We start from the raw sequence: 21,607 nt of genomic DNA on the forward strand, positions 1-21,607 counted from the left end.
TGAGCCCTACTGTCCTATCTGCCCCACTTCCCCATCTGCCCTGTCCGACCTACCTGCCGTACCCGACCTATCTCCTCTGTCCGCCCCATCTACCCTGTCCGCCCTACTGCACGGCTGCCGCCGGGTGCTGCGCCCGGCTCACGTCGTACACGCCCGGCACGTTCCGCATCGCCCGCATCAGCCCGGGAAGGTGGGCCGCGTCCGGGAGTTGGAGCGTGTACGTGTGGCGTACGCGCTGCTGAGTGGGGGGTTCGACGGTCGCCGAGACGATCGCGACGCCCTCCATGGCGATGGCCTCGGTGAGGTCGGCGAGCAGATGCGGGCGCCCGAAGGACTCGGCGACCAGCGTGACCCGGCACTCGGTGGTGTCGCCCCAGCGCACGCCGACCTCCGCGCGCCCCGCGCTCTTCATGCGCGCCACTCCGGCGCACCCGACGCGGTGGACGGTCACCACTCCCCCACGTACGGCGAAGCCCGTCACCTCGTCGGGCGGTACGGGCGTACAGCAGCCGGCGAGGCGTACGGAGGCGCCGGCCTGCTCGACGACGGCGTTCGCGGCGGCAGGGCGGGCGGCGGGCGCGTCGGTGGACGGCCTGGGGGTCGTGGCGGGGGTCTCGGGGGGCTTCGCATCGCCGGGCGAGGGATGCGCGGCCAACCAGCGCTGGATGGCGATCCTGGCGGCGGGCGTGTGCGCGTGCTCCAGCCACTCCCTGGAGGGCTCCGCGGCCGGGTCCTGCCCCATCAGGAGCTGCACGGTGTCGCCGTCCCTCAGGACCGTACTCAGCGTCGCCAGGCGGCCGTTGACGCGGGCGCCCATGCAGGCGTGCGCGTCCTCGCCGTACTGCGCGTACGCGGCGTCCACACAGCTGGCGCCCTCGGGAAGGCCCAACGGACCGCCGTCGGCGCGGAAGACGGTGATCTCGCGGTCCTGCGCGAGGTCTTCGCGCAGCGTGGACCAGAACGTGTCCGGGTCCGAGGCGCCCTGCTGCCAGTCGAGGAGCCGGGAGAGCCAGCCGGGGCGGGTGGGGTCCACCCGCTCACCGTCGGCCGGGCGCTCGCCGTCACCGTCCGATTGCTCCTCCGAAGGAGGAGCGTAGGGATTGCCGAGCGCGATGACCCCGGCCTCGGCGACCTTGTGCATCTGGTGGGTGCGGATGAGGACTTCGGCGACCTCGCCGTCACCGCCGGCGACGGCCGTGTGCAGCGACTGGTAGAGGTTGAACTTGGGGACCGCGATGAAGTCCTTGAACTCCGAGACGACCGGCGTGAGACAGGTGTGCAGTTCGCCGAGGACTCCGTAGCAGTCGGCGTCCTCGTTCACGAGCACCAGGAGCCGTCCGAAGTCGGACCCGCGCATAGGGCCGCGTTTGCGCGACACGCGGTGTACGGAGACGAAGTGCCGTGGCCTGATGAGGACTTCAGCCTGCAGTCCGGCCTCGCGCAGGACCGTACGGACCTCTTCGGCGATCTCCGCGAGCGGGTCGCTGTCGCGCGACGCGTTGTCGACGATCAGCTCCCTGGTGTGCTCGTACTCCTCGGGGTGCAGGATGGCGAAGACGAGGTCCTCGAGCTCGGTCTTGAGCGCCTGGACGCCGAGCCGTTCGGCGAGCGGAATCAGAACGTCCCTGGTCACCTTGGCGATTCGCGCCTGCTTCTCGGGACGCATGACGCCGAGGGTCCGCATATTGTGCAGCCGGTCGGCGAGTTTGATCGACATCACGCGGACGTCGTTGCCGGTGGCGACGAGCATCTTGCGAAACGTCTCGGGCTCGGCCGCCGCGCCGTAGTCGACCTTTTCCAGCTTGGTGACGCCGTCGACCAGATAACAGACCTCGTCGCCGAACTGCTCACGCACCTGATCGAGGGTCACTTCCGTGTCCTCGACGGTGTCGTGAAGCAGGGAAGCCGTCAACGTCGTGGTCTCCGCGCCGAGTTCGGCGAGGATCAGGGTCACGGCGAGAGGGTGTGTGATGTACGGCTCGCCGCTCTTGCGCATCTGGCCGCGGTGCGAGGACTCCGCCAGTACATAGGCCCGGCGCAGCGGCTCCAGGTCCGCGTCGGGATGGTGGGCGCGGTGCGCCTCGGCCACATGACCGATCGCGTCGGGCAACCGGTCACGGGCCGCCGGGCCGAGCAGCGCGGCCCGTCCGAGGCGACGCAGGTCGATCCGGGGACGGCCCTTCCTGCGGTGCGCTCCGGGCGCTGCAGAGCCTGGCGTTGCAGGGCCTGGCGTCGCGGGGTTCGTCGCCTCCGCACTCATGGGCACCTCCGGCTGCCTAGACCGGCGGACGGGGTGCCCCATGGCGTACACGGCTCAGGGGTTGGTGTCGATCCCCCGTCCGGGCCGGTGCTTGATGCTACCGAGCCCAGCACGCGCGACTGACCGCCTCTCGCCGAGCGTGAAACGGATCACCCATTCGAGCGAAGGATCAGAGGTTTACGGTCTTGGGCCAGGCGAATGGTCGCGGGTGACCGCACCGAGCCACCCGGGGCCCCAACGGGCATCGTGTCGAGCCATGTGCTCAGTCTCGGCCCCGGTCCCGCCCGCGCCGAGTTCTCCGCTCACCGTCTCGCGGCGTCGAGCCACTCCGCGTCGATCTCGCCCTCGGCGACGATCACCGCGGGGCCGGTCATCTCGATCTCGCCGTCCGGGCGCTCGGTGATCACCAGACGTCCGCCGGGCACATCCACGGTGTACGTCGCCGGAGCTCCGGTCAGGGCCGGGTCGGCGCCGTCACGGCGGGCCGCGGCGACGGCCACGGCACACGCGCCCGTGCCGCACGAGCGGGTCTCCCCGACGCCGCGTTCGTGAACGCGCAGGGCGACGTGGTGCGGGCCTCGGTCGACCACGAATTCGACGTTCACCCCGTCCGGGTACGCCGATGCCGGGGTGAACGGCGGCGGCTCGAACAGATCGCCGGCGTGCGCGAGGTCGTCCACGAAGGCGACGGCATGCGGGTTGCCCATGTTGACGTTGCGCGCGGGCCAGCTGCGCTCGGCGACGCTCACGGTGACGTCTCCTTCGGGGAGGAGCGCCTTGCCCATGCCGACGGTGATGTCCCCGTCCTTGGCGAGGTGCACGCTCTTCACGCCTCCGCGTGTGGCGACCGCGATGTCCCCTTCGGCCACATGCCCGGCACGCTGGAGGTAGCGCGCGAACACACGCACTCCGTTGCCGCACATCTCCACGACCGAGCCGTCGCCATTGCGGTAGTCCATGAACCACTCCGCCTCGGCCGCCATCTGCTGGGCCTCGGGGTGCGCGGCGGACCGCACGACGTGCAGCAGTCCGTCCCCGCCGATGCCCGCGCGCCGGTCGCACAGGGCGGCCACGGTGGCCGGGGGCAGGTCGACGGCGTTCTCCGGGTCCGGGACGATCACGAAGTCGTTCTCGGTCCCGTGCCCCTTGAGGAAGGCGATTCGCGTGCTCATTCCTCGATCGTACGATGCCGGTCCGACACTCCGGCCCTGGCGGGGGCCTCAGCGCAGGCGGGCGACGCGCCACACGGCGAGCACCACCACCACCGCGACCATCACGGCGTACGCGAGCACCACACGCCAGTTCAGACGGCGGCCGGAGCCGCGCGGCGGAAGGCCCGGCCAGGTGTAGCCGACCCGGCGGGCCGCCATCATGCCCCAGCCCGCGGCGCACGAGCAGATCAGCAGGCCGAGCATGGCGACCACAGCGCCGCCGTCACCGAACTCGAAGGCCAGCGGGAACGCGAACATCAGCGAGCCGATCGCGGCCAGGGCCACGATGGGGGCGAGTTGCCAGATGCGCAGCCGACGCTGCGGGCGCAGCTCGACCTCGACCTCGGGCTCCGGGGACATCTCGTCCAGGCCCGGCCCGTCGGCGGTCACGCCGCCAGGGGCCTCGTCGGGACCGTCGGAACTCAGACTGTCCCCGTCGGAACTCAGCCTGTCCACGTCAGGACTAAGCGTGTCCCCGTCGGAACTCAGGCCGGCCACGTCAGGGCTAAGCCTGTCCCCGTCAGGACTCGGCCGATACCCGTCCGGGCTGAGCCGATCCCCTTCGTGATCCGGTGTCTCCTGCGGTTCCTGCTGCTCCTGCGCGGACTCGTGCGCCGCGTCCTGTGCGGTGTTGCGAGGGCCGGCCTCCATCGCCACGCGCCCTCCCAACTAGGACTCCACTTGGTCGATCGAAGCTCGATGATGGCACGGCACCGGAGGCCTGGTTGACGGCCGGGGCGTCCCGATGCCATGACGTGATCAGGCTGTAACCGGTCGTTCGACCAACGCCATTGCGAGCTCCGGCAGTTCCGTGAGATCCGTCGCAGCGCCGCTCAGCCAGTGCACCCGGGGATCCCGCCGGAACCAGGAGTCCTGGCGGCGCGCGAAGCGTTTGGTGGCGCGCACCGTCTCGGCACGCGCTTCGCCGTCGGTGCATTCCCCGGCGAGCGCCGCCAGCACCTGCTGGTACCCGAGCGCTCGCGACGCCGTGCGCCCCTCCCGCAAGCCCTTCGCCTCCAGCGCGCGCACCTCGTCCACGAGCCCTCCCTCCCACATCCGGTCGACTCGGCGCGCGATGCGCTCGTCGAGCTCGGGCCGCGTCACATCGACGCCGATCTGGAGGGTGTCGTACACCGAGTCATGGCCGGGGAGATTGGCGGTGAAGGGCTTGCCGGTGATCTCGATGACCTCGAGGGCGCGGACGATGCGGCGGCCGTTGCTGGGCAGGATCGCGTGGGCGGCCTCGGGGTCGGCCATGGCCAGCCGTGCGTGCAGCGCGCCGGAGCCGCGCAGCGTGAGCTCCTCCTCCAGGCGGGCGCGCACCTCGGGGTCGGTGCCGGGGAATTCCAGATGGTCGACGGCCCCACGGACGTACAGCCCGGAGCCGCCCACCAGGATGGGCCAGCGGCCCTCGGCGAGCAGCGCGTCGATGCGGGCGCGGGCGAGCCGCTGGTACTCGGCGACGCTGGCCGTCTCGGTCACGTCCCAGATGTCCAGGAGGTGGTGCGGAATTCCGCCGCGTTCCCCGGGCGTCAGCTTGGCGGTGCCGATGTCCATCCCTCGGTACAACTGCATGGAGTCGGCGTTGACGACCTCTCCTCCGAGACGTTGGGCAAGGAAAACGCCCAGATCGGACTTTCCTGCCGCGGTAGGTCCGACGACGGCGATGACCCGGGGGACGGGGGGTGCGCTACTCACCGCCCCAGTCTCGCAAACCTCACAGCCCTTCCTCGAACGAGTTACGTGACGCCACGGGTCCGGGGTCGTTCCCTGTTGCGAGGTTCCAGCCGCCGGTTTTCGAGAACCGGTGACCCGGGCGACGCAATGGGACGCACCGGGCAACGCGGGATTTCGCCCTCACGAGTAACGTATGGAGTGGATATGGGCGTTTTTGCACGGCTTCTCCGGAGGTCGAAGGCTACGGAGGAGGCGTCAACCGCCGAGGTGCAGGCCGACACGCAGACGGCCGATGCCGGGGCGGAGGCTGAAGTGGCGGAAGAGGCGAAGGGGTCGCCCGAAAGCGGGGGCGAGGCCGAGGCGGCACAGACCGCGGAGACCACCACCACGGAGGACGTCGAGATCCCCCAGCAGCAGACCGCAGAGAAGGCCGCCGACAACGAGGCCGGCGAGGGCGCCCGCAAGTAACTGTCCCGCGAGGGAAGGTGGACCATGAGCCTCCTGGACAATTTGAAAGCCAAACTGGCACCCGCCAAGGACAAGGTCTCGGACCTCGCGCAACAGCACGGAGACAAGGTCACTCACGGTCTCGACAAGGCCGCGAAGGTGGTCGACGAGAAGACCAAGCACAAGTACAGCAACAAGATCCAGACGGGCACGGGCAAGGCGAAGGGCGCAATGGATCGACTCGCGCACAAGGACAGCGGCGGCCCCATGCCTCCGCCGGACGCGCCTCCACCCCCTCCGGCTTCCTGAACCAGCGCGCAGCGCAACACATCGGCGGACGGCTACGGAGCAACCACGGCTCGCGGCCGTCCGCCGCGTACGCGCACCGCCCCGTCCTGTTGCCCTGCGTGGTGCGGGCCCTACGACCAGGCCGCCACCATGTACCCCACCCCGTAGGGCGCGTCCTCGTAGAGCAGGGCACCGCCCAGGTTCGCGCCCTCGGCCGCACCAGCGAGGATCTGCCAGGGCGCGCGGCCGGAGGCCTTCAGCTCGTACGCCAACTCGGCGTCCAGCGCCTTCAGGGCGGCCACGTCCGCCGTGCCCAGCGCACGCGCGACCTCCGCGTCGAAGCCTGCCGCGCGCTCGTCGAGATAGCCGGGCGCCTTGAGCGTCCGGCAAGCGCTTGCGTCGCCCATCACCAGCAGGGCCACCCGCTCTGCCTGCGCGACAATCTCCCTCCCGACTTGAATACACCGCTCGGCCGCGAGAGGTTCCCCCACGCCGAGGCCTTCGACCGGGGCGTCGGACCAGTCCGTGCGCCCCAGCAGCCAGGCGGCAACGGCGAGCGAGGGCGGAAGCTCACGCTCCGCCGCCCCCGCGCGCGCCTTGTCTCCCCCGAGGCGCACATCGAGATCGACGCCGAACCCTCGGAACGAGCCTCGCGTGCCCTCCGGGTGCGGCCCGCGCCCGCTCTGTTCGGCGGGCCCCACAACGACCAGCAGGTCGGGCCGCGAGGCGGCCAGCACGCCCAGCGCGTCCGCGCACGCGGCACGCGCGGCGGCCATTTCGGGCGCCGCGCCGGCGGCGACCTCAGGGACGAGCAGCGGCGGACAGGGGCAGACTGCGGCAGCGACAAGCATGATCGGCAGCGTAACCCCGCGCGGCGGTCGAGCGTCATTCCTCGATCCGCACATCCCGCGAGAGCGATGGCCTGCACTCCGTCCCGCCGCGTGCCGACGTCAGTCGCAGCCGCACCCGCTGCCCGTGGCCACCGGCAGCGGCTCCGGGGCGCCGATCTTCGGCAGCCCGAGCATGACGCCGGCCGGCTTGACCGCCTCGGCGGCGTTCCGCTTCTCCCAGGCGTCTCCCGCGGGCGTACGGGTCACCTTCAGGACGGCGCCCTCGGCGAGGAGGTGGTGCGGGGCGGCGTACGTGATCTCGACGGTGACAACGTCGCCGGGGCGCACTTCCTGCTCGGGCTTGGTGAAGTGGACCAGGCGGTTGTCGGGGGCGCGCCCCGAGAGGCGGTGGGTGGCGCCGTCCTTGCGCCCCTCACCCTCGGCGACCATCAGCTCGAGGGTGCGGCCGACCTGTTTCTTGTTCTCGTCCCAGGAGATCTCTTCCTGGAGGGCGACCAGACGCTCGTAGCGCGCCTGGACGATCTCCTTGGGGATCTGGTTCTCCATGGTGGCGGCGGGGGTCCCGGGACGCTTGGAGTACTGGAAGGTGAAGGCCTGCGCGAAGCGCGCCTCACGGACGACGTGCATCGTCTGCTCGAAGTCCTCCTCGGTCTCGCCCGGGAAGCCCACGATGATGTCGGTGGTGATCGCCGCGTGCGGGATGGCGGCCCGCACCTTCTCGATGATCCCCAGGTAACGCTCCTGCCGGTACGAGCGGCGCATCGCCTTCAGAACGGTGTCCGAACCGGACTGCAGCGGCATGTGCAGCTGCGGCATCACGTTCGGCGTCTCGGCCATCGCCGCGATCACGTCGTCCGTGAAGTCGCGCGGATGCGGCGAGGTGAAGCGCACCCGCTCCAGACCGTCGATCTGCCCGCAGGCCCGCAGCAGCTTGCTGAACGCCTCGCGGTCGCCGATGTCGCTGCCGTACGCGTTGACGTTCTGCCCGAGCAGCGTGATCTCGGAGACGCCCTCCCCGACCAGCGCCTCGATCTCGGCCAGGATGTCGCCCGTCCTGCGGTCCTTCTCCTTGCCACGCAGTGCCGGGACGATGCAGAAGGTGCAGGTGTTGTTGCAGCCGACGGAGACGGAGACCCAGGCCGCGTACGCGCTCTCGCGGCGCGTGGGCAGCGTGGAGGGGAACGCCTCGAGCGACTCGGCGATCTCGACCTGCGCCTCTTCCTGCACGCGGGCGCGCTCCAGGAGGACCGGCAGCTTGCCGATGTTGTGCGTGCCGAAGACGACGTCCACCCAGGGCGCCTTCTTCACAATGGTGTCGCGGTCCTTCTGCGCCAGACAGCCACCGACCGCGATCTGCATCCCGGGGCGCTTCGTCTTCATCGGAGCGAGCCGGCCGAGGTTGCCGTACAGCCGGTTGTCGGCGTTCTCCCGTACCGCGCAGGTGTTGAAGACGACGACGTCCGCGTCACCGTCCGAGCCCTCGGGCGCGCGAACATAGCCGGCGTCCTCAAGGAGCCCCGAGAGCCGTTCGGAGTCGTGGACGTTCATTTGGCACCCATAGGTGCGGATCTCATAGCTTCGATTGACGTCCACTGCCTGGCTCCGGTCGCTGCTGCTCATGCCCTAAGGGTAGGCGGTTCCCGAGGTACGCCCGCGACGGCGACGGAGTCGCGTGAACCCGGGCCGCCGGCCTGGATCCAGATCGGCTCCATGGCCGAAGCGGAGATCACGACCGACCTTCACGGCTCGATGAGCCCCGCGCGGATCGCGTACCGGGTGAGTTCCAGGCGGTCGCGCATGCCGAGTTTCTGCAGGAGGTTCGCCCGGTGGCTCTCCACGGTCTTGGCGCTGATGAAGAGGAGCTCGCCGATTTCCTTCGTCGTATGGCCCTCGGCGACGAGCTTGAGCACCTCCTCCTCGCGCTCGGTGACGGCGCGCGCGGGCAGTCCCTCGCCGCGCCGGACGCGGTCGAGATAGCTGCGTACGAGCGCGGTCTCGGCGCCGGGACAGATGAACGGTTCGTCGCGCATGGCCGCCCGGCACGCCTCGACCAGGTCGCGGTCGGCGACCGACTTCAGGACGTAACCGCAGGCACCGGCCTTGAGCGCCTCGAAGAAGTACTGCTCGTTGTCGTACATCGTCAGGATGAGGATGCGCAGGTCGGGCAGGCGGCGGGAGAGTTCTCGGGCCGCCTGCAGTCCGGTCATACGGGGCATGGCGATGTCGAGGACGGCGAGGTCCACGTCCGTGTCGCGGGCCCGGGCGACGGCTTCGGCGCCGTCGCTCGCCTCGGCCACGACGCTCAGGTCGGGTTCGCCGTCCAGGATGAGTCGTACCCCACGGCGCACGAGCGTGTGATCGTCGGCGAGCAGGACGCGAGTGGGTTGCCGGGCGGGCGCGGGCATCATCGGTCCCCGCCGAAATCGGCGTCGGTGTGGAGCTGCGACGGGAGCCGCGACGGTCCGCCGGTCGTCGTCGTGATGCGCAGCCGTACGTCGGTTCCTGCCTCGGGCCCGGCCCCGAGCGAGAACGCGGCGCCGATCAACAGGGCCCGTTCACGCATGCCGCGGATCCCCGCCCCCTCCCGCACCTGGCCGGGCCCCTTGCCGTTGTCGCGTACGAGCAGTTCGACGCCCCCCACTCCACCGGCACCCTCGAGGTCGTCCGGGACGCGCCGCAGCCGGAGCTCCGCGCGATCGGCGCCGGCATGCCGTGCGGTGTTGGTGAGCGCTTCCTGGGCCACTCGGTAGACCACGAGTTCCGTCTCCTCGGTCAGCGGCGGCAGGTCGCCGTCGAGGTGGTGGCGTACGGACAGCCCGTGCCCGGTGAACTCGGCCGCCAGGGAACGCAACGCGCTGTGCAGACCGAGCTCCGCCAGGACACCCGGACGCAGACGGCGGGCGATGCGGCGGATCTCGTCCAGGCTGCCACGCGTGGCCTCCTGTGCCTGGCGCACCTCTTCACGCAGATCTCCGGGCACCCGGTCGGCGACCCGTTTGAGCTGCAGGAGTACGGCGGTCAGGGTCTGGCCCACCTCATCATGGAGCTCCTGGGAGATACGCCGTCGTTCGCTCTCCTGCGCGGACAGCGCGCGGGCCGAACTGGTGGCGCGCTCGGTCTCGAGCCGGTCGAGCATCGTGTTGTACGTCGTGATCAGCTCGGCGACTTCCGCGGGGCCGGTGACGGGCGCCCGGGCCCCTGGGTGCAGCAGGTCCGCGGTGACCATGGCGCGACCCAGCCGTCCGAGCGGAGCCAGTCCGATCCGCAGTACGATCGCGTTGACGACCAGCAACACCGCCAGCCCCGCGACCACGACCAGCGCCTCGCCCGGCAGTATCGGCGTCGACACGGTGACCGGGCCCAGCAGCGACGCGGTCGCCATGGTCAGACCAGCGGCATTGAGCAGGAAGATCCGCCGGAACAGTGACACGTTCCTCTGTCCGTCCCTTCCGGCCGTCGCCCGCCCCGCAGCGGGCACCCCGTCCTTCCCGGCCTGCGGCCACGCCGCAGGCCGGGTCAGCTTCGTGCCCGCCGAGCGGCCTTGTCCATCCGTGCCAGCACCCATGTCGCCACGGTACGTGGAGATGGCAGGATGACCGTTTTGCGCGTACCAACGTGCCGACCAGCAACACCAGCCGTGCCGACCAGCAAGGGGAGATCATGTCCGCTCCACGCCTTCGGGCGACGCCACTGCCGGGCATCGGGGTCCAGTACGACCTCATGACGCGCGAACAGCGCCACCTGTCGGTGGTGGCACACCGTGACGGCGCCCGCACGGTGAGCGTGTACCGGGCCGACGACCCCGACTCCTGTGCGCAGTCGCTGCGACTGACGAGTGGCGAGGCGGCCTCGCTGATCGACGCGCTGAAGCCCTCCCACCACAGTCCGAGTCTGCTGTACACCACGGATCTCGGGCTGATCGCCGAGCGCGTCGAAGTCGCCGCGACGTCGCACTGGAACGGCCGGGTGCTCGGGGACACCCGGATGCGGACCGAGACCGGTGCCTCCGTCGTGGCGGTGCTGCGCCGCGCCGAGGCGATCCCCTCCCCCACCCCGGACTTCCGGCTGGCAGGCGGGGACACGCTGATCGTCGTCGGCACCCGCGAAGGCGTCGACGGCGCCGCGGCGATACTCGGACGGGAGTGAGCACGTGCACTCCGCGGTTCTGCTGATCGAGTTCGGCGCCATCATCCTCAGTCTCGGCCTGCTCGGCCGGGCGGCCGCCCGGCTGCGGTTCTCCCCGATCCCGCTCTATCTGCTGGCCGGTCTCGCCTTCGGCGAGGGCGGACTGCTCCCGCTCGGCGCGAGCGAGGAGTTCATCGCCACCGGCGCCGAGATCGGCGTCATCCTGCTGCTGTTGATGCTCGGCCTGGAGTACACGGCCAGCGATCTGGTCTCCAACCTCAAGGCCCACTATCCGTCGGGCCTGGTCGACTTCACCCTCAACGCCCTGCCGGGCGCGGCCGCCGCGCTGCTGCTCGGCTGGGGGCCGGTCGCCGCCGTGGTCCTGGCGGGCGTCACCTGGATCTCGTCCTCCGGTGTCATCGCCAAAGTCCTGGGCGACCTGGGCCGGGTCGGCAACCGCGAGACACCCGTCATCCTCAGCATCCTCGTCCTGGAGGACCTGGCGATGGCGGTCTACCTGCCCATCGTCACCGCGCTGGTGGCCGGGGTCGGGCTGGCCGCGGGCAGTGTGACGCTGGCGATCGCCCTGGGAGCCGCGGGACTGGTCCTGTTCGTGGCCCTCCGCTACGGCCGCGTCATCTCCCGCTTCGTCTCCAGCGACGACCCCGAGAAGCTGCTGCTGGTCGTGCTCGGATTGACGATCCTGGTCGCCGGCCTCGCGCAGCAGCTCCAAGTATCCGCCGCCGTCGGCGCGTTCCTGGTCGGTATCGCCCTGTCCGGTGAGGTCGCGGAGGGCGCGCACACGCTGCTCAGCCCGCTGCGGGACCTGTTCGCGGCCATCTTCTTCGTCTTCTTCGGGCTGCACACCGACCCGGCGAGCATCCCGCCCGTGCTGTTGCCCGCGCTCGCGCTGGCCACCGTCACGGCCCTGACGAAGATCGCGACCGGATACTGGGCCGCGCGTCGGGCCGGCATCTCCGTCAACGGCCGGTGGCGGGCGGGCGGAGCGCTGGTCGCGCGGGGCGAGTTCTCCATCGTCATCGCCGGACTCGCGGTCACTGCCGGCATCGAGCCCTCGCTCGGTCCGCTGGCCACGGCGTACGTGCTGATCCTGGTGGTCGTCGGCCCGCTCACCGCCCGCTACACCCAGCCCCTGGCCACCAGGCTCACCACCAGGTTCGCCGGCCATCCCGAACGCCGGAGCGCCGCGGCACGACCGACAGAAACCCAGACGGAAACGGAAACAAAAGCGGAAACGGAACGGGACCCGGAATCGGGTGGAGCGGCACGGCAACAGACAGCCGTCAGCGACTGAGCAAACCTGCATCCGGCGGAGAGCGGAACGGATCTACGCGTCCGCCACCTCCCTCCATCCCTGCCTCCGCAGAACCTCCGCCACATCCGGAGCCCGATAGCTCTCCCCCTTGAGGACCTTGCCGTCGGCCCGCCGGGCGACGCTGCCGTCGGGGCCCAGCTTCGTCATGTTGGACCGGTGGACCTCGGCGATCACCGCGTCGAGGTCGATGCCATGGACGAGCGCGGTGCCGTACGCCACGTACACGACATCGGCCAGCTCGTGCGCGAGCCGGTCGAGTGGGCCCGTGATCGAGACCTCGGCGACTTCGGCGGCCTCCTCGGCGAGCAGTTCGCCGCGGTGGGCGGCAAGGTCCGGCGAGACTTCCGTCGGAGTGCTGCGGGTGTCAAGGCCGAAGGCGCGGTGGAACTCGCGGACCAGGGAAGCGGGAGAAAGGGGAGCGGCAGAAACGGAAGCGGGAGAAGACTGCATCCGCCGACCCTACCGACCCGATCCCATTCCCTCGTGAGCCCGGCCCGCGTGCCCGGCCCTGGTCAGGACGGCGTCCGGGCTGGCAGGATCGCGCGCATGTTCCAGGCACTCCCCCGTATCGGCAAGCGCCGCGCGCTGTTCGGCTCGGCGGCCGCGTTCGTGGTGTTCGGGCTGCTGCTGTGGTGGCTGCTGCCGCTGGGCGAGGAGTCGCCGGACGGGACGATCACGTTCAGCACGGGCACACCGACCGGGGTCTACCAGAAGTACGGCACGCTCCTGCAGGCCGCGATCGCGAACGACATGCCGCGCCTGGATGTACAGCTGCTCAACAGCGACGGTTCACAGGAGAACGTACGACGGGTGGCCACGGGACAGGCCGACTTCACCATCGCGGCGGCGGACGCGGTGGAGACGTACATCCTGAAGAACAAGCCCGGAGCGGACCAGCTGCGCGGCTGCGCGCGGCTGTACGACGACTACGTGCACCTGGTGGTCCCGCGCTCCTCGTCCGTGCAGTCCGTGGCGGATCTGAAGGGCAAGAAAGTCGCCGTGGGGCCGGACGGTTCCGGGGTGAGGCTGATAGCGGACCATGTGCTCGAGGCAGCCGGGCTCGACCCGCAGAAGGACATCTCGCCGGTCCCGGACGGCATCGGAACCATGCCCGACCTGCTCCGACAACACAAGATCGACGCCTTCTTCTGGTCCGGCGGTCTGCCGACGAGCGCCGTCCAGAAGCTCTCGGAGAGGTCCGACATCCGGCTGGTGGCGATCGGCAGCGACCTGATCGCGAAGCTGCACGAGCAGGGCGGCGCCTCCCGCTACTACCGGGCCGCGGTGATGCCCGCCGACGCCTATCCCGAGGCGCAGCAGGGCTCGTCCGTGCAGACGCTGGCGGTGGCGAACTTCCTGATCACCCGCGAGGACTCGGACCCGGGGCTCACCGAGGAACTCACCCACACCGTGATCAACAGCCGTGACCGCATCGGCGCCCAGGTGCACGCGGCTCAGCTGGTGGACCTGCGGACGGCCATCTATACGGACCCGCTGCAACTGCACGAGGGTGCGCGGCGCTACTACCGCTCGGTCAAGCCGTAGCACTGGCCGGACCACTCCCGCTCAGGAGCCGGGCCTCGACCTCGGCACCGTCACCGTCACCCGCAGCCCGTGCGGCTCGTGATGCGCGTACGTGATGGAGCCGCCTCCTGCCGAGAGCAGCGCCCGGGAGATGGACAGGCCGAGGCCCGAGCCCTTGATGTTCTGGTGCCCGGCGCTGCGCCAGAAGCGGTCGCCGATGCGGGCCAGCTCCTCGTCGCTGAGACCGGGCCCGCGGTCGGTGACGACGACCGTCGAGACCTCGCCGTTCGACGAGACCTCCACCTCTACGCCCTCCCCCTCCGGCGTGAACTTCAGCGCGTTGTCAATCACCGCGTCCAGGGCGCTGGACAGCGTGATCGGGTCGGCCCAGGCGGTGGTGGCCGGGCAGGTCCCGGCCAGTCGTACGCCCTTGCTGCCGGCGAGGGGTGACCAGGAGGCGACGCGCTCGGCCGTCAGCTCGCCGATGTCGGTGAGCCGCAGGTCCGCTTCGGCGTGCTCGGCGAGCGCGAGGTCGAGCAGGTCGTCCAAGACCTGGGCGAGACGCTTGCCCTCGGTGCGGACCGAGGCGATCTCCTCATTGTCCTCCGGCAGTTCGAGAGCGAGCAGTTCGATGCGCAGCAGCAGCGCCGAGAGCGGGTTGCGCAACTGGTGCGAGGCGTCGGCGACGAAGGCACGCTGCTGCTCCAGGACATCCTCGACGTTGTCCGCCATCTCATTGAACGACCGGGCCAGACGCCTGAGTTCCGGCGGACCTCCGGCGACCGCGACCCGGGCATTGAGGCGTCCGGTCGCGATGTCGTGGGTCGTGGCGTCGAGGACCCGTACGGGCCTGAGCACCCAGCCGGTCAGGCGCAGCGCGGCGCCGAGGGCGAGGAGCATCGCGGCGACCTCGCCCGCACCGATGATCACCCAGCCGCGCAGGATCTTCGAACGCATCTGACCGGTGGGCGAGTCGGTGACCACCACGGCGATGACGTCACCGTCCCTGATGACCGGGGACGCGACGACGAGCCGGTGGCGCTGCCAGGGCCAGACCTGCTCGGGGTCATGGCTGCGGCGGCCCAGGAGCGCCTCGTTGAAGGCCTCGCGCCCCTCGCCCCCCTCGGGCAGGTACCAGTTCTCCGGCGCGTTGGCCATCGGGTCGAGGTTGCGGTAGAAGACGCCGGCCCGGATGCCGTACACGTCGTGGTACGCAGCGAGTTCCTTGCGCAGGGTTTCGCGGCGTTCGTCCGTGGTGCCCACCCGGGAGCCGCTCGGCCGGTCGGTGACGAACTGGGCGAGGGCGGAGAAGCGCACCGTGTCGTCGATGCGGTCGACGACCACACGCTGCTGCTCGGCGGCCGCGAAGCTGACGGCGAGCGGGATACCGAGCGCGAGCAGCACGGCGGCCATCAGGACGATGAGCAGGGGAAGCAGACGGGTGCGCACCGGTGCACGCTACGCCGCGGGGGCGACGAGCCGGTACCCGACGCCGCGCACGGTCTCGATCAGCGCCGGCATGCGCAGCTTGGAGCGCAGGGAGGCGACGTGCACCTCCAGGGTGCGTCCGGTCCCCTCCCAACTGGTGCGCCACACCTCGCTGATGATCTGCTCCCGGCGGAACACCACTCCGGGCCGCTGGGCGAGCAGCGCGAGAAGGTCGAACTCCTTACGGGTCAGTTGGACGACCGAACCGTCCACGCTGACCTGGCGGGTGGGCAGTTCGATGCGGACCGGCCCGAGCCGCAGTGCGTTCTCGCCGGGTACCGCGATGTCGTCGGGGACGCTGCGCCGGCTGACGGCGTGGATACGGGCGAGCAGTTCCCCGGTGTCGTAGGGCTTCACCACGTAGTCGTCGGCACCGAGGTTGAGGCCATGGATCCGAGAGCGTACGTCGGCACGGGCCGTGACCATGATCACCGGGGTGCTGGTGCGCTTGCGGATCTTGCCGCAGACCTCGTAGCCGTCCTGGTCGGGCAGGCCCAGGTCGAGCAGGACGACGCCGAAGCCGTCGCTCTCCGGGACCAGCGCCTGCAAGGCCTCCTCGCCGCTGCGGGCATGCGTGACGTCGAAGCCGTGTCGCGCCAGCACCGCGGACAGGGCGGCGGCGACATGGTTGTCGTCCTCGACGAGGAGCAGTCTCATTCCGGCCCCCTCCGGTTCATCGGTCATACCGTTTCGGCTTGTAGAACGCAGGCACGCGCGCGTGCACCATGGAAGTCACGCCGATGGACAAGGACGGCGTCAAGGGACTTCGGGTTGCGGAGGGCTTCCGTTACCCAGCCGGTACGCGGTTGCGTACGAGTGCTACGACTCATGTCCGGTTGCTACCGGATCGTGATGCTCAAGTTACCCTCAGATGTAATGACGTTGGTCGTAGCGGCTCACTACTGTCCTCCGAAACCGAGGAGGACGGAGCCCAAGAGCGATGACCGAAGTATCGGTGGCCAAGGATGCCGTGGCCGCGACCGAGGACCTGGTCGTCCTGAAGAGCGTCAACAAGCACTTCGGCGCGTTGCACGTGCTCCAGGACATCGACCTGACGATCGCCCGTGGCGAGGTCGTCGTGGTCATCGGGCCCTCCGGGTCCGGGAAGTCCACCCTGTGCCGCACCATCAACCGCCTGGAGACGATCGATTCGGGCGACATCACGATCGACGGCAAGCCGCTGCCCCATGAGGGCAAGGCACTGGCCCGGCTGCGGGCCGATGTGGGCATGGTCTTCCAGTCCTTCAACCTCTTCGCGCACAAGACGGTGCTCGAGAATGTGATGCTGGGCCAGATCAAGGTCCGCAAGACCGACAAGAAGGTGGCGGAGGAGAACGCCCGCGGACTGCTCGACCGCGTGGGCGTCGGCACGCAGGCGGACAAGTACCCCGCGCAGTTGTCGGGCGGCCAGCAGCAGCGGGTCGCGATCGCGCGGGCGCTGGCGATGAACCCCAAGGTCATGCTCTTCGACGAGCCGACCTCGGCACTCGACCCCGAGATGATCAACGAGGTCCTCGAGGTCATGCAGCAACTCGCGCGCGACGGCATGACCATGGTCGTGGTCACCCATGAGATGGGCTTCGCTCGCTCGGCTGCCAACCGGGTGGTCTTCATGGCCGACGGCCGCATCGTCGAAGAGGCCGTGCCGGATCAGTTCTTCAGCAATCCCCGCAGTGACCGCGCCAAGGACTTCTTGTCGAAGATCCTTCACCACTGACGGCCCGCGTCTCTTCATTTCTTCATCACTGAAGGTCACCACTGAAGACCCGCATCTCTTCACCACTCAAAGGATGTTCACCATGAAGCTCCGCAAGGTCACCGCAGCCTCGGCCGCCGTCCTCGCACTCGCCCTCACCGCCACGGCGTGCGGCTCCGAGGACAAGAACGACAGCGACTCCTCCGCCTCCGGCGACAGCAAGACGATCAAGATTGGCATCAAGTACGACCAGCCCGGACTCGGTCTGAAGGAGCCCGACGGTTCCTTCTCCGGCTTCGACGTGGACGTGGCGACCTACGTGGCCAAGGAACTCGGCTACAAGCCTGACCAGATCGAGTTCGTCGAGACCAAGAGCGCCGACCGTGAGAACGCACTCGCCCGCGGCGACGTGAAACTCATCGCGGCGACGTACTCGATCAACGACGAGCGCAAGCAGAAGGTCGACTTCGCCGGCCCCTACCTGCTGGCCCACCAGGACCTGCTCGTCAAGGCGGACTCCGACATCGCCAAGGGCACCGACCTCAACGGCAAGAACCTCTGCTCCGTGGTCGGCTCGACCTCGGCACAGAACGTCAAGGAGGAGATCGCCCCGAAGGCCAACCTGCGTGAGAACGCAGGCTACTCGGAGTGCCTCGCCGGCCTGCAGAGCGGCTCCGTGGACGCGCTGACCACCGACGACTCGATCCTCGCGGGCTTCGCCGCCCAGGACAAGTACAAGGGCCAGTTCAAGCTCGCCGGACTCAAGCTGAGCAACGAGAACTACGGCATCGGCGTCAAGAAGGGCGACACGACGACCCTGAACGACGTCAACACCGCCCTGGAGAAGATGGTCAGCGACGGCTCCTGGCAGAAGGCTGTCGAAGCGAACTTCGGTCCCGCGAACTACAAGAACGAGCCCGCCCCGAAGATCGGCGACATCGTCAGCTGACGCGGAGATCCGCACGTAACGCAGGACTTCGCAGGCACGCCGCCGCCCGCCGCGATCACGGCGGCGGCGCGCCGCGTCCTTCACGTACCCCACACACCCGGAAGCGCGGGAGATCGTGTTCGACTTTCTTGAAGGCTACGACGTCCTAGCGGCGTTCTGGATGACGGTGAAACTCACCGCCCTCTCCGCCCTCGGCTCCCTCGTCCTGGGCACCCTGCTGGCCGGAATGCGGGTCAGCCCGGTCCCGCTCATGCGCGGATTCGGCACCGCCTATGTGAACATCGTCCGGAACATCCCCCTGACGGTCATCATCGTCTTCAGCTCACTCGGCCTCGCCGACATCTTCGGCATGACGATGGGAGCGTCCGACGACTTCCCGCTCCAGGGTTTCCGGCTGGCGGTGCTCAGCCTCGTCGCCTACCACGCGGCCTTCGTCTGCGAGTCGCTGCGCTCCGGCATCAACACCGTGCCCGTCGGGCAGGCGGAGGCGGCACGCGCCATCGGGCTGAGCTTCAGCCAAACACTGTGGCTCATCGTGCTGCCGCAGGCCTTCCGTTCGGTCATCGCCCCGCTGGCCAACGTATTGATCGCACTGACCAAGAACACCACGGTGGCAGCCGCCATCAGCGTGGCCGAAGCAGCCAGCCTGATGAAGAAGATGATCGAGAACGAGGCCCAGACGCTGGCCATCGGCGCCGTCTTCGCGTTCGGGTTCGTGGTTCTGACCCTGCCCACCGGCCTCCTCCTCGGCTGGCTGAGCAAGCGACTGGCGGTGAAGCGGTGACCTCCGTTCTCTACGACGCCCCAGGCCCCCGGGCCAAGCGGCGCAATCTGATCTTCTCTGTGGTCTTCTTCGTCCTGCTCGCCCTGTTCCTGTGGTGGATCTGGCGGACGATGGACAACAAGGGACAGCTGAAATGGGCCCTGTGGGAGCCGTTCACCACATCCCAGGCCTGGACGACCTACCTGCTGCCTGGCCTCGGCAACACGCTGAAGGCCGCGGCACTCGCCATGGTCATCGCCCTTCCCCTGGGCGCCTTGTTCGGCATCGCACGCCTGTCCGACCACCGGTGGGTCCGCATTCCGGCCGCTGCGGTGGTCGAGTTCTTCCGGTCGATCCCGGTGCTGCTGATGATGCTGTTCGCGTTCGAGTTCTACGTCCGCTCCACGGACATCAGCAGCGAGGACCGGCCCCTCTACGCGGTCGTCACCGGCCTGGTGCTCTACAACGCCTCGGTCCTCGCCGAGGTCGTACGGGCCGGCATCCTCGCGCTGCCCAAGGGCCAGACGGAGGCCGCCTACGCGGTCGGTCTGCGCAAGGGTCAGACGATGTCGAGCATCCTGCTTCCGCAGGCCGTCACCGTGATGCTGCCGGCCATCGTCAGCCAGCTCGTCGTCATCGTGAAGGACACCGCACTGGGCGGCGTGATGCTCAACTTCACCGAGCTGCTCAACTCGCGCAGCACGCTCGCGGCCAACTACGCCAACGTCGTCGCGAGCTTCATCGTGGTGGCCGTCATCTACATCGTGCTGAACTTCCTCCTCACCAGCTTCGCGAGCTGGCTGGAGAACAGGCTGCGCCGCAGCAAGAAGTCCACCGGTGCGGTCGTCGGCGTGGATGCCGTCGCCGAACTCGCCGCTCCTGGCGAGCACACCGACGTGATCAAGACGCCGTGACCAAGAAGCTGTAACCAAGAAGCTCTGATCAAGAGGGCTTTTTGGCCTAAGAACTGACGAGATATGAGCAACCGGGGGCAGTGGCGTGACCGCCACTGCCCCCGTCGCTTGACGCAAGCACTGGCAATGGGTTGCATACGTTCTGTGATCGCGCACCCCGCCCCATCTGCCTGTTCCCCTACGTCCCTCAGGACACCGCTCCGGGCAGGGGGCCGCGCGCCGTGGACCCGGTGATCATCGTCGGAGCGGGGCCCGTGGGGCTCACGCTCGCCCTGGCGCTGGCCCGCCAGGAAGTACCCTGCGTGGTCCTCGACGAGGGGCCGAGCAAGGACGAACAGCGGCTCGCGCGGACAGTGGTGCTGCGCGAGGACACGGCCGCGCTCGTCGAGCGCCTGACCGGACTGCCCCTCTCCGAGGCCGGGTTCCATTGGGCCGGATGGCGGTCGATGCGGCGCAAGCAGGTGATGCGCGAGATCGGGTTCGACGCGGAGGGGGCCGACACCGGCGCTCGGGGCCTGGATGCCGGGGCTCGCGGCCTCGACACCGTCGGTCGCGGGCTCGGTGCTGACGCGCACGGCTCGGGGGGTGCCGCGCACGGCTCGGGAAGCGGCGCACACGGCTTGGGAGGCGGCGCGCAGGATTCCGAAGGCGCCGACGTGCCCGCCCCGCTGCACCTCGCCCAGCACACGCTGACCGCGGCCCTGCGCGAGGCCATCACCCACCAGCGGCTGATCAAGGTCGCCGTGCACAGCCGCGTCGACTCGATCGAGCAGGAGACCTCGGGCGTCACCGCGCACACCCGCGACCCCAAGGGCACCTGGTGGCGCGGCAGTTACCTCGTCGGCTGCGACGGACCGCGCTCGACCGTGCGCAAGCTCCAGGACATCCGCTTCCCGGGACGTACTGCCGTCGAGCGACACGCCGTGGCGGCGCTGCGTACGGAACTTCCCTGGCCGGGCCAAGCGTTGTTGCACCGGATGCCGCCGTGGCGGGCGTCGGGCCCCTCGGCCGGGGAGGTGACCGCACGTCCCCTCGCCGAGGACGTGTGGCGGCTGGACTGGCTGCTGCCGCCCGGCAAGGACCTGGTCACACCCGACCTGCTGGTGGCGCGCATCCGGGAAACTCTCGCGGGCTGGAGCGGCGGGTCCACACCTCCGTACGAACTGCTCGACACCGGGGTCCACACCGTCCACCACCGCCTCGCCCGCCGGTGGCGGGTCGGCCGCGTCTTCCTGGCCGGGGACGCCGCGCATCTGCTCGGCGCGCTCGGCACCCAGGGCCTGGACGAAGGTCTGCGGGACGCCGACAACCTCGCCTGGAAGCTGGCGCTGGCCTGGCACCACGGCCCGCACGAGGCGCTGCTCGACAGCTACCAGGTGGAGCGGCGCGGCATCGTCACCGCCCGGCTGCGCGCCGCCGACCAGGCGCTGCCGCTGCTGCGCGGCGGCGGAGGCCTGCGCTCGTACGTCCCCGGATCGGCCCGCGGCCACGACGCGCTGCTCACCGACGGTCATCTGGGGCGCGGCCCGCTGGGCGCGCCGGGGGCGTACACCGATTCGCCGCTCGCGCCTCCGCACGCCGAGTCGCAGGCCCCTGTGGACACGACGCCCGGTGCGCAGGTCGCCGATGTGCGGGTGACCGCGGAGGACGGCTCGTTCGTACGGCTGCGGGAACGGCTCGGGCGCGGGGTGCTGCTCGTCGTACTGATCGCACCGGGTACGGGCGTGTGGGAGCGGAAGCACTGGGTGACGGCCGGGATCATGCCCCGGCTCGCGGCTGCCGTGACAGCGCTGCCGCATCCCGCCGAGCTCCTGGTCGCGGAGAGCTACCCGGGCGCCGCCCCGCACACCGTGCTGCTGATCCGCCCCGACGGCCACCTGGTCACCGCGCTCAGCGGGGTGCGCCCTGCCGACCTCTACGCGGCGGCCGAGGCGACCTTGGGCGGCCCCGCGCAGGCGGAGCGGGCGCGAGCGGAGAAGGAGGAGGCCGCGGCGAGTACCAGCTGACCCAATGGCCCACCGGCCCACTGATCCGCTGATTCACTGATCCATTCGCTGATCCACAGTGACCTTCGGGCC

The 21,607-nt window shown here is 69.8% G+C and carries 21 protein-coding genes; 10 read left to right on the forward strand and 11 right to left on the reverse strand.

Annotated elements, in window-relative coordinates:
• Positions 1 to 103: 103 nt before the first annotated feature.
• The 4 genes from AB0D57_RS24520 to miaA form a co-directional block, all read right to left on the reverse strand.
• A complete protein-coding gene (locus tag AB0D57_RS24520; protein ID WP_362076719.1) occupies positions 104 to 2,260 on the reverse strand; it encodes an HD domain-containing protein in 2,157 nt (718 codons plus the stop codon).
• Between the two features lie 302 nt (positions 2,261 to 2,562).
• Positions 2,563 to 3,432 (reverse strand): diaminopimelate epimerase, encoded by an 870-nt coding sequence (gene dapF / locus AB0D57_RS24525; protein ID WP_362076722.1) that lies wholly within the window; start codon positions 3,430 to 3,432, stop codon positions 2,563 to 2,565.
• Between the two features lie 48 nt (positions 3,433 to 3,480).
• Entirely contained in the window at positions 3,481 to 3,927 is a 447-nt protein-coding gene (locus tag AB0D57_RS24530; protein ID WP_362076725.1) for a hypothetical protein, read from the reverse strand.
• A 303-nt stretch (positions 3,928 to 4,230) separates the two neighbouring features.
• Positions 4,231 to 5,169, reverse strand: coding sequence for a tRNA (adenosine(37)-N6)-dimethylallyltransferase MiaA (gene miaA / locus AB0D57_RS24535; protein ID WP_362076728.1), 939 nt, complete (start codon positions 5,167 to 5,169; stop codon positions 4,231 to 4,233).
• Between the two features lie 183 nt (positions 5,170 to 5,352).
• Between miaA and AB0D57_RS24540 the strand changes: the two genes are divergently transcribed.
• Entirely contained in the window at positions 5,353 to 5,616 is a 264-nt protein-coding gene (locus tag AB0D57_RS24540; protein ID WP_362076731.1) for a hypothetical protein, read from the forward strand.
• Positions 5,617 to 5,640: 24 nt separating this feature from the next.
• A complete protein-coding gene (locus AB0D57_RS24545; protein ID WP_362076734.1) occupies positions 5,641 to 5,904 on the forward strand; it encodes an antitoxin in 264 nt (87 codons plus the stop codon).
• Between the two features lie 110 nt (positions 5,905 to 6,014).
• Here the strand turns inward: AB0D57_RS24545 and AB0D57_RS24550 are convergent, their stop codons facing one another.
• The 4 genes from AB0D57_RS24550 to AB0D57_RS24565 all read right to left on the reverse strand — a co-directional run bounded on the left by AB0D57_RS24550 (position 6,015) and on the right by AB0D57_RS24565 (position 10,164).
• Positions 6,015 to 6,734, reverse strand: coding sequence for a class III extradiol dioxygenase subunit B-like domain-containing protein (locus AB0D57_RS24550; RefSeq protein WP_362076737.1), 720 nt, complete (start codon positions 6,732 to 6,734; stop codon positions 6,015 to 6,017).
• A gap of 99 nt (positions 6,735 to 6,833) precedes the next feature.
• On the reverse strand, positions 6,834 to 8,354 hold the full coding sequence (miaB, locus tag AB0D57_RS24555; RefSeq protein WP_362076740.1) for a tRNA (N6-isopentenyl adenosine(37)-C2)-methylthiotransferase MiaB: 1,521 nt from the start codon (positions 8,352 to 8,354) through the stop codon (positions 6,834 to 6,836).
• 119 nt (positions 8,355 to 8,473) lie between these two features.
• Positions 8,474 to 9,142 carry a response regulator transcription factor gene (locus tag AB0D57_RS24560; protein ID WP_362076743.1) on the reverse strand — a complete coding sequence of 223 codons (669 nt, stop codon included), beginning with the start codon at positions 9,140 to 9,142 and terminating at the stop codon, positions 8,474 to 8,476.
• Positions 9,139 to 10,164: a HAMP domain-containing sensor histidine kinase gene (locus AB0D57_RS24565; protein WP_362076858.1), complete on the reverse strand. Its 1,026-nt coding sequence runs from the start codon at positions 10,162 to 10,164 to the stop codon at positions 9,139 to 9,141. Before AB0D57_RS24565 ends, AB0D57_RS24560 begins: the two co-directional genes overlap by 4 nt.
• Positions 10,165 to 10,394: 230 nt before the next feature.
• On the opposite strand from AB0D57_RS24565, the gene AB0D57_RS24570 reads away from it, so the two are divergent.
• Positions 10,395 to 10,880 carry a TrkA C-terminal domain-containing protein gene (locus tag AB0D57_RS24570; protein WP_362076746.1) on the forward strand — a complete coding sequence of 162 codons (486 nt, stop codon included), beginning with the start codon at positions 10,395 to 10,397 and terminating at the stop codon, positions 10,878 to 10,880.
• 4 nt (positions 10,881 to 10,884) lie between these two features.
• On the forward strand, positions 10,885 to 12,174 hold the full coding sequence (locus AB0D57_RS24575) for a cation:proton antiporter (RefSeq protein WP_362076749.1): 1,290 nt from the start codon (positions 10,885 to 10,887) through the stop codon (positions 12,172 to 12,174).
• 33 nt (positions 12,175 to 12,207) lie between these two features.
• On the opposite strand, the gene AB0D57_RS24580 is transcribed toward AB0D57_RS24575, so the two are convergent.
• A complete protein-coding gene (locus tag AB0D57_RS24580) occupies positions 12,208 to 12,645 on the reverse strand; it encodes a MazG nucleotide pyrophosphohydrolase domain-containing protein (RefSeq protein WP_362076752.1) in 438 nt (145 codons plus the stop codon).
• Between the two features lie 96 nt (positions 12,646 to 12,741).
• On the opposite strand from AB0D57_RS24580, the gene AB0D57_RS24585 reads away from it, so the two are divergent.
• Complete coding sequence (locus tag AB0D57_RS24585; protein ID WP_362076755.1) at positions 12,742 to 13,740, forward strand: TAXI family TRAP transporter solute-binding subunit; 999 nt, start codon at positions 12,742 to 12,744, stop codon at positions 13,738 to 13,740.
• A 21-nt stretch (positions 13,741 to 13,761) separates the two neighbouring features.
• On the opposite strand, the gene AB0D57_RS24590 is transcribed toward AB0D57_RS24585, so the two are convergent.
• Both AB0D57_RS24590 and AB0D57_RS24595 read right to left on the reverse strand, forming a co-directional pair.
• Complete coding sequence (locus tag AB0D57_RS24590) at positions 13,762 to 15,168, reverse strand: HAMP domain-containing sensor histidine kinase (protein ID WP_362076758.1); 1,407 nt, start codon at positions 15,166 to 15,168, stop codon at positions 13,762 to 13,764.
• Between the two features lie 9 nt (positions 15,169 to 15,177).
• The gene (locus tag AB0D57_RS24595) at positions 15,178 to 15,864 is read right to left on the reverse strand and encodes a response regulator transcription factor (protein WP_362076761.1); all 687 of its coding nucleotides are present in this window, start codon (positions 15,862 to 15,864) and stop codon (positions 15,178 to 15,180) included.
• A 283-nt stretch (positions 15,865 to 16,147) separates the two neighbouring features.
• On the opposite strand from AB0D57_RS24595, the gene AB0D57_RS24600 reads away from it, so the two are divergent.
• The 5 genes from AB0D57_RS24600 to AB0D57_RS24620 all read left to right on the forward strand — a co-directional run bounded on the left by AB0D57_RS24600 (position 16,148) and on the right by AB0D57_RS24620 (position 21,535).
• Positions 16,148 to 16,924 carry an amino acid ABC transporter ATP-binding protein gene (locus tag AB0D57_RS24600; protein ID WP_362076764.1) on the forward strand — a complete coding sequence of 259 codons (777 nt, stop codon included), beginning with the start codon at positions 16,148 to 16,150 and terminating at the stop codon, positions 16,922 to 16,924.
• Positions 16,925 to 17,006: 82 nt separating this feature from the next.
• Positions 17,007 to 17,852 carry a glutamate ABC transporter substrate-binding protein gene (locus AB0D57_RS24605; protein WP_362076767.1) on the forward strand — a complete coding sequence of 282 codons (846 nt, stop codon included), beginning with the start codon at positions 17,007 to 17,009 and terminating at the stop codon, positions 17,850 to 17,852.
• Between the two features lie 115 nt (positions 17,853 to 17,967).
• Positions 17,968 to 18,636, forward strand: coding sequence for an amino acid ABC transporter permease (locus AB0D57_RS24610; RefSeq protein WP_362076770.1), 669 nt, complete (start codon positions 17,968 to 17,970; stop codon positions 18,634 to 18,636).
• Positions 18,633 to 19,529, forward strand: coding sequence for an amino acid ABC transporter permease (locus AB0D57_RS24615; RefSeq protein WP_362076773.1), 897 nt, complete (start codon positions 18,633 to 18,635; stop codon positions 19,527 to 19,529). Before AB0D57_RS24610 ends, AB0D57_RS24615 begins: the two co-directional genes overlap by 4 nt.
• A gap of 221 nt (positions 19,530 to 19,750) precedes the next feature.
• Positions 19,751 to 21,535 (forward strand): FAD-dependent monooxygenase, encoded by a 1,785-nt coding sequence (locus tag AB0D57_RS24620; RefSeq protein ID WP_362076776.1) that lies wholly within the window; start codon positions 19,751 to 19,753, stop codon positions 21,533 to 21,535.
• The last annotated feature ends 72 nt before the right edge of the window (positions 21,536 to 21,607 follow it).

The sequence above is a fragment of the Streptomyces sp. NPDC048275 genome (assembly GCF_040652275.1).
Classification (GTDB): domain Bacteria; phylum Actinomycetota; class Actinomycetes; order Streptomycetales; family Streptomycetaceae; genus Streptomyces.

What these genes read in the sequence shown, in the direction of transcription:
- AB0D57_RS24520 (WP_362076719.1), bottom strand. Translation starts at nt 2,260, where the DNA reads ATGAGTGCGGAGGCGACGAACCCCGCGACGCCAGGCCCTGCAACGCCA.
- dapF (WP_362076722.1), bottom strand. Translation starts at nt 3,432, where the DNA reads ATGAGCACGCGAATCGCCTTCCTCAAGGGGCACGGGACCGAGAACGAC.
- AB0D57_RS24540 (WP_362076731.1), top strand. Translation starts at nt 5,353, where the DNA reads ATGGGCGTTTTTGCACGGCTTCTCCGGAGGTCGAAGGCTACGGAGGAG.
- AB0D57_RS24545 (WP_362076734.1), top strand. Translation starts at nt 5,641, where the DNA reads ATGAGCCTCCTGGACAATTTGAAAGCCAAACTGGCACCCGCCAAGGAC.
- AB0D57_RS24550 (WP_362076737.1), bottom strand. Translation starts at nt 6,734, where the DNA reads ATGCTTGTCGCTGCCGCAGTCTGCCCCTGTCCGCCGCTGCTCGTCCCT.
- miaB (WP_362076740.1), bottom strand. Translation starts at nt 8,354, where the DNA reads ATGAGCAGCAGCGACCGGAGCCAGGCAGTGGACGTCAATCGAAGCTAT.
- AB0D57_RS24560 (WP_362076743.1), bottom strand. Translation starts at nt 9,142, where the DNA reads ATGATGCCCGCGCCCGCCCGGCAACCCACTCGCGTCCTGCTCGCCGAC.
- AB0D57_RS24570 (WP_362076746.1), top strand. Translation starts at nt 10,395, where the DNA reads ATGTCCGCTCCACGCCTTCGGGCGACGCCACTGCCGGGCATCGGGGTC.
- AB0D57_RS24580 (WP_362076752.1), bottom strand. Translation starts at nt 12,645, where the DNA reads ATGCAGTCTTCTCCCGCTTCCGTTTCTGCCGCTCCCCTTTCTCCCGCT.
- AB0D57_RS24585 (WP_362076755.1), top strand. Translation starts at nt 12,742, where the DNA reads ATGTTCCAGGCACTCCCCCGTATCGGCAAGCGCCGCGCGCTGTTCGGC.
- AB0D57_RS24595 (WP_362076761.1), bottom strand. Translation starts at nt 15,864, where the DNA reads ATGAGACTGCTCCTCGTCGAGGACGACAACCATGTCGCCGCCGCCCTG.
- AB0D57_RS24600 (WP_362076764.1), top strand. Translation starts at nt 16,148, where the DNA reads ATGACCGAAGTATCGGTGGCCAAGGATGCCGTGGCCGCGACCGAGGAC.
- AB0D57_RS24605 (WP_362076767.1), top strand. Translation starts at nt 17,007, where the DNA reads ATGAAGCTCCGCAAGGTCACCGCAGCCTCGGCCGCCGTCCTCGCACTC.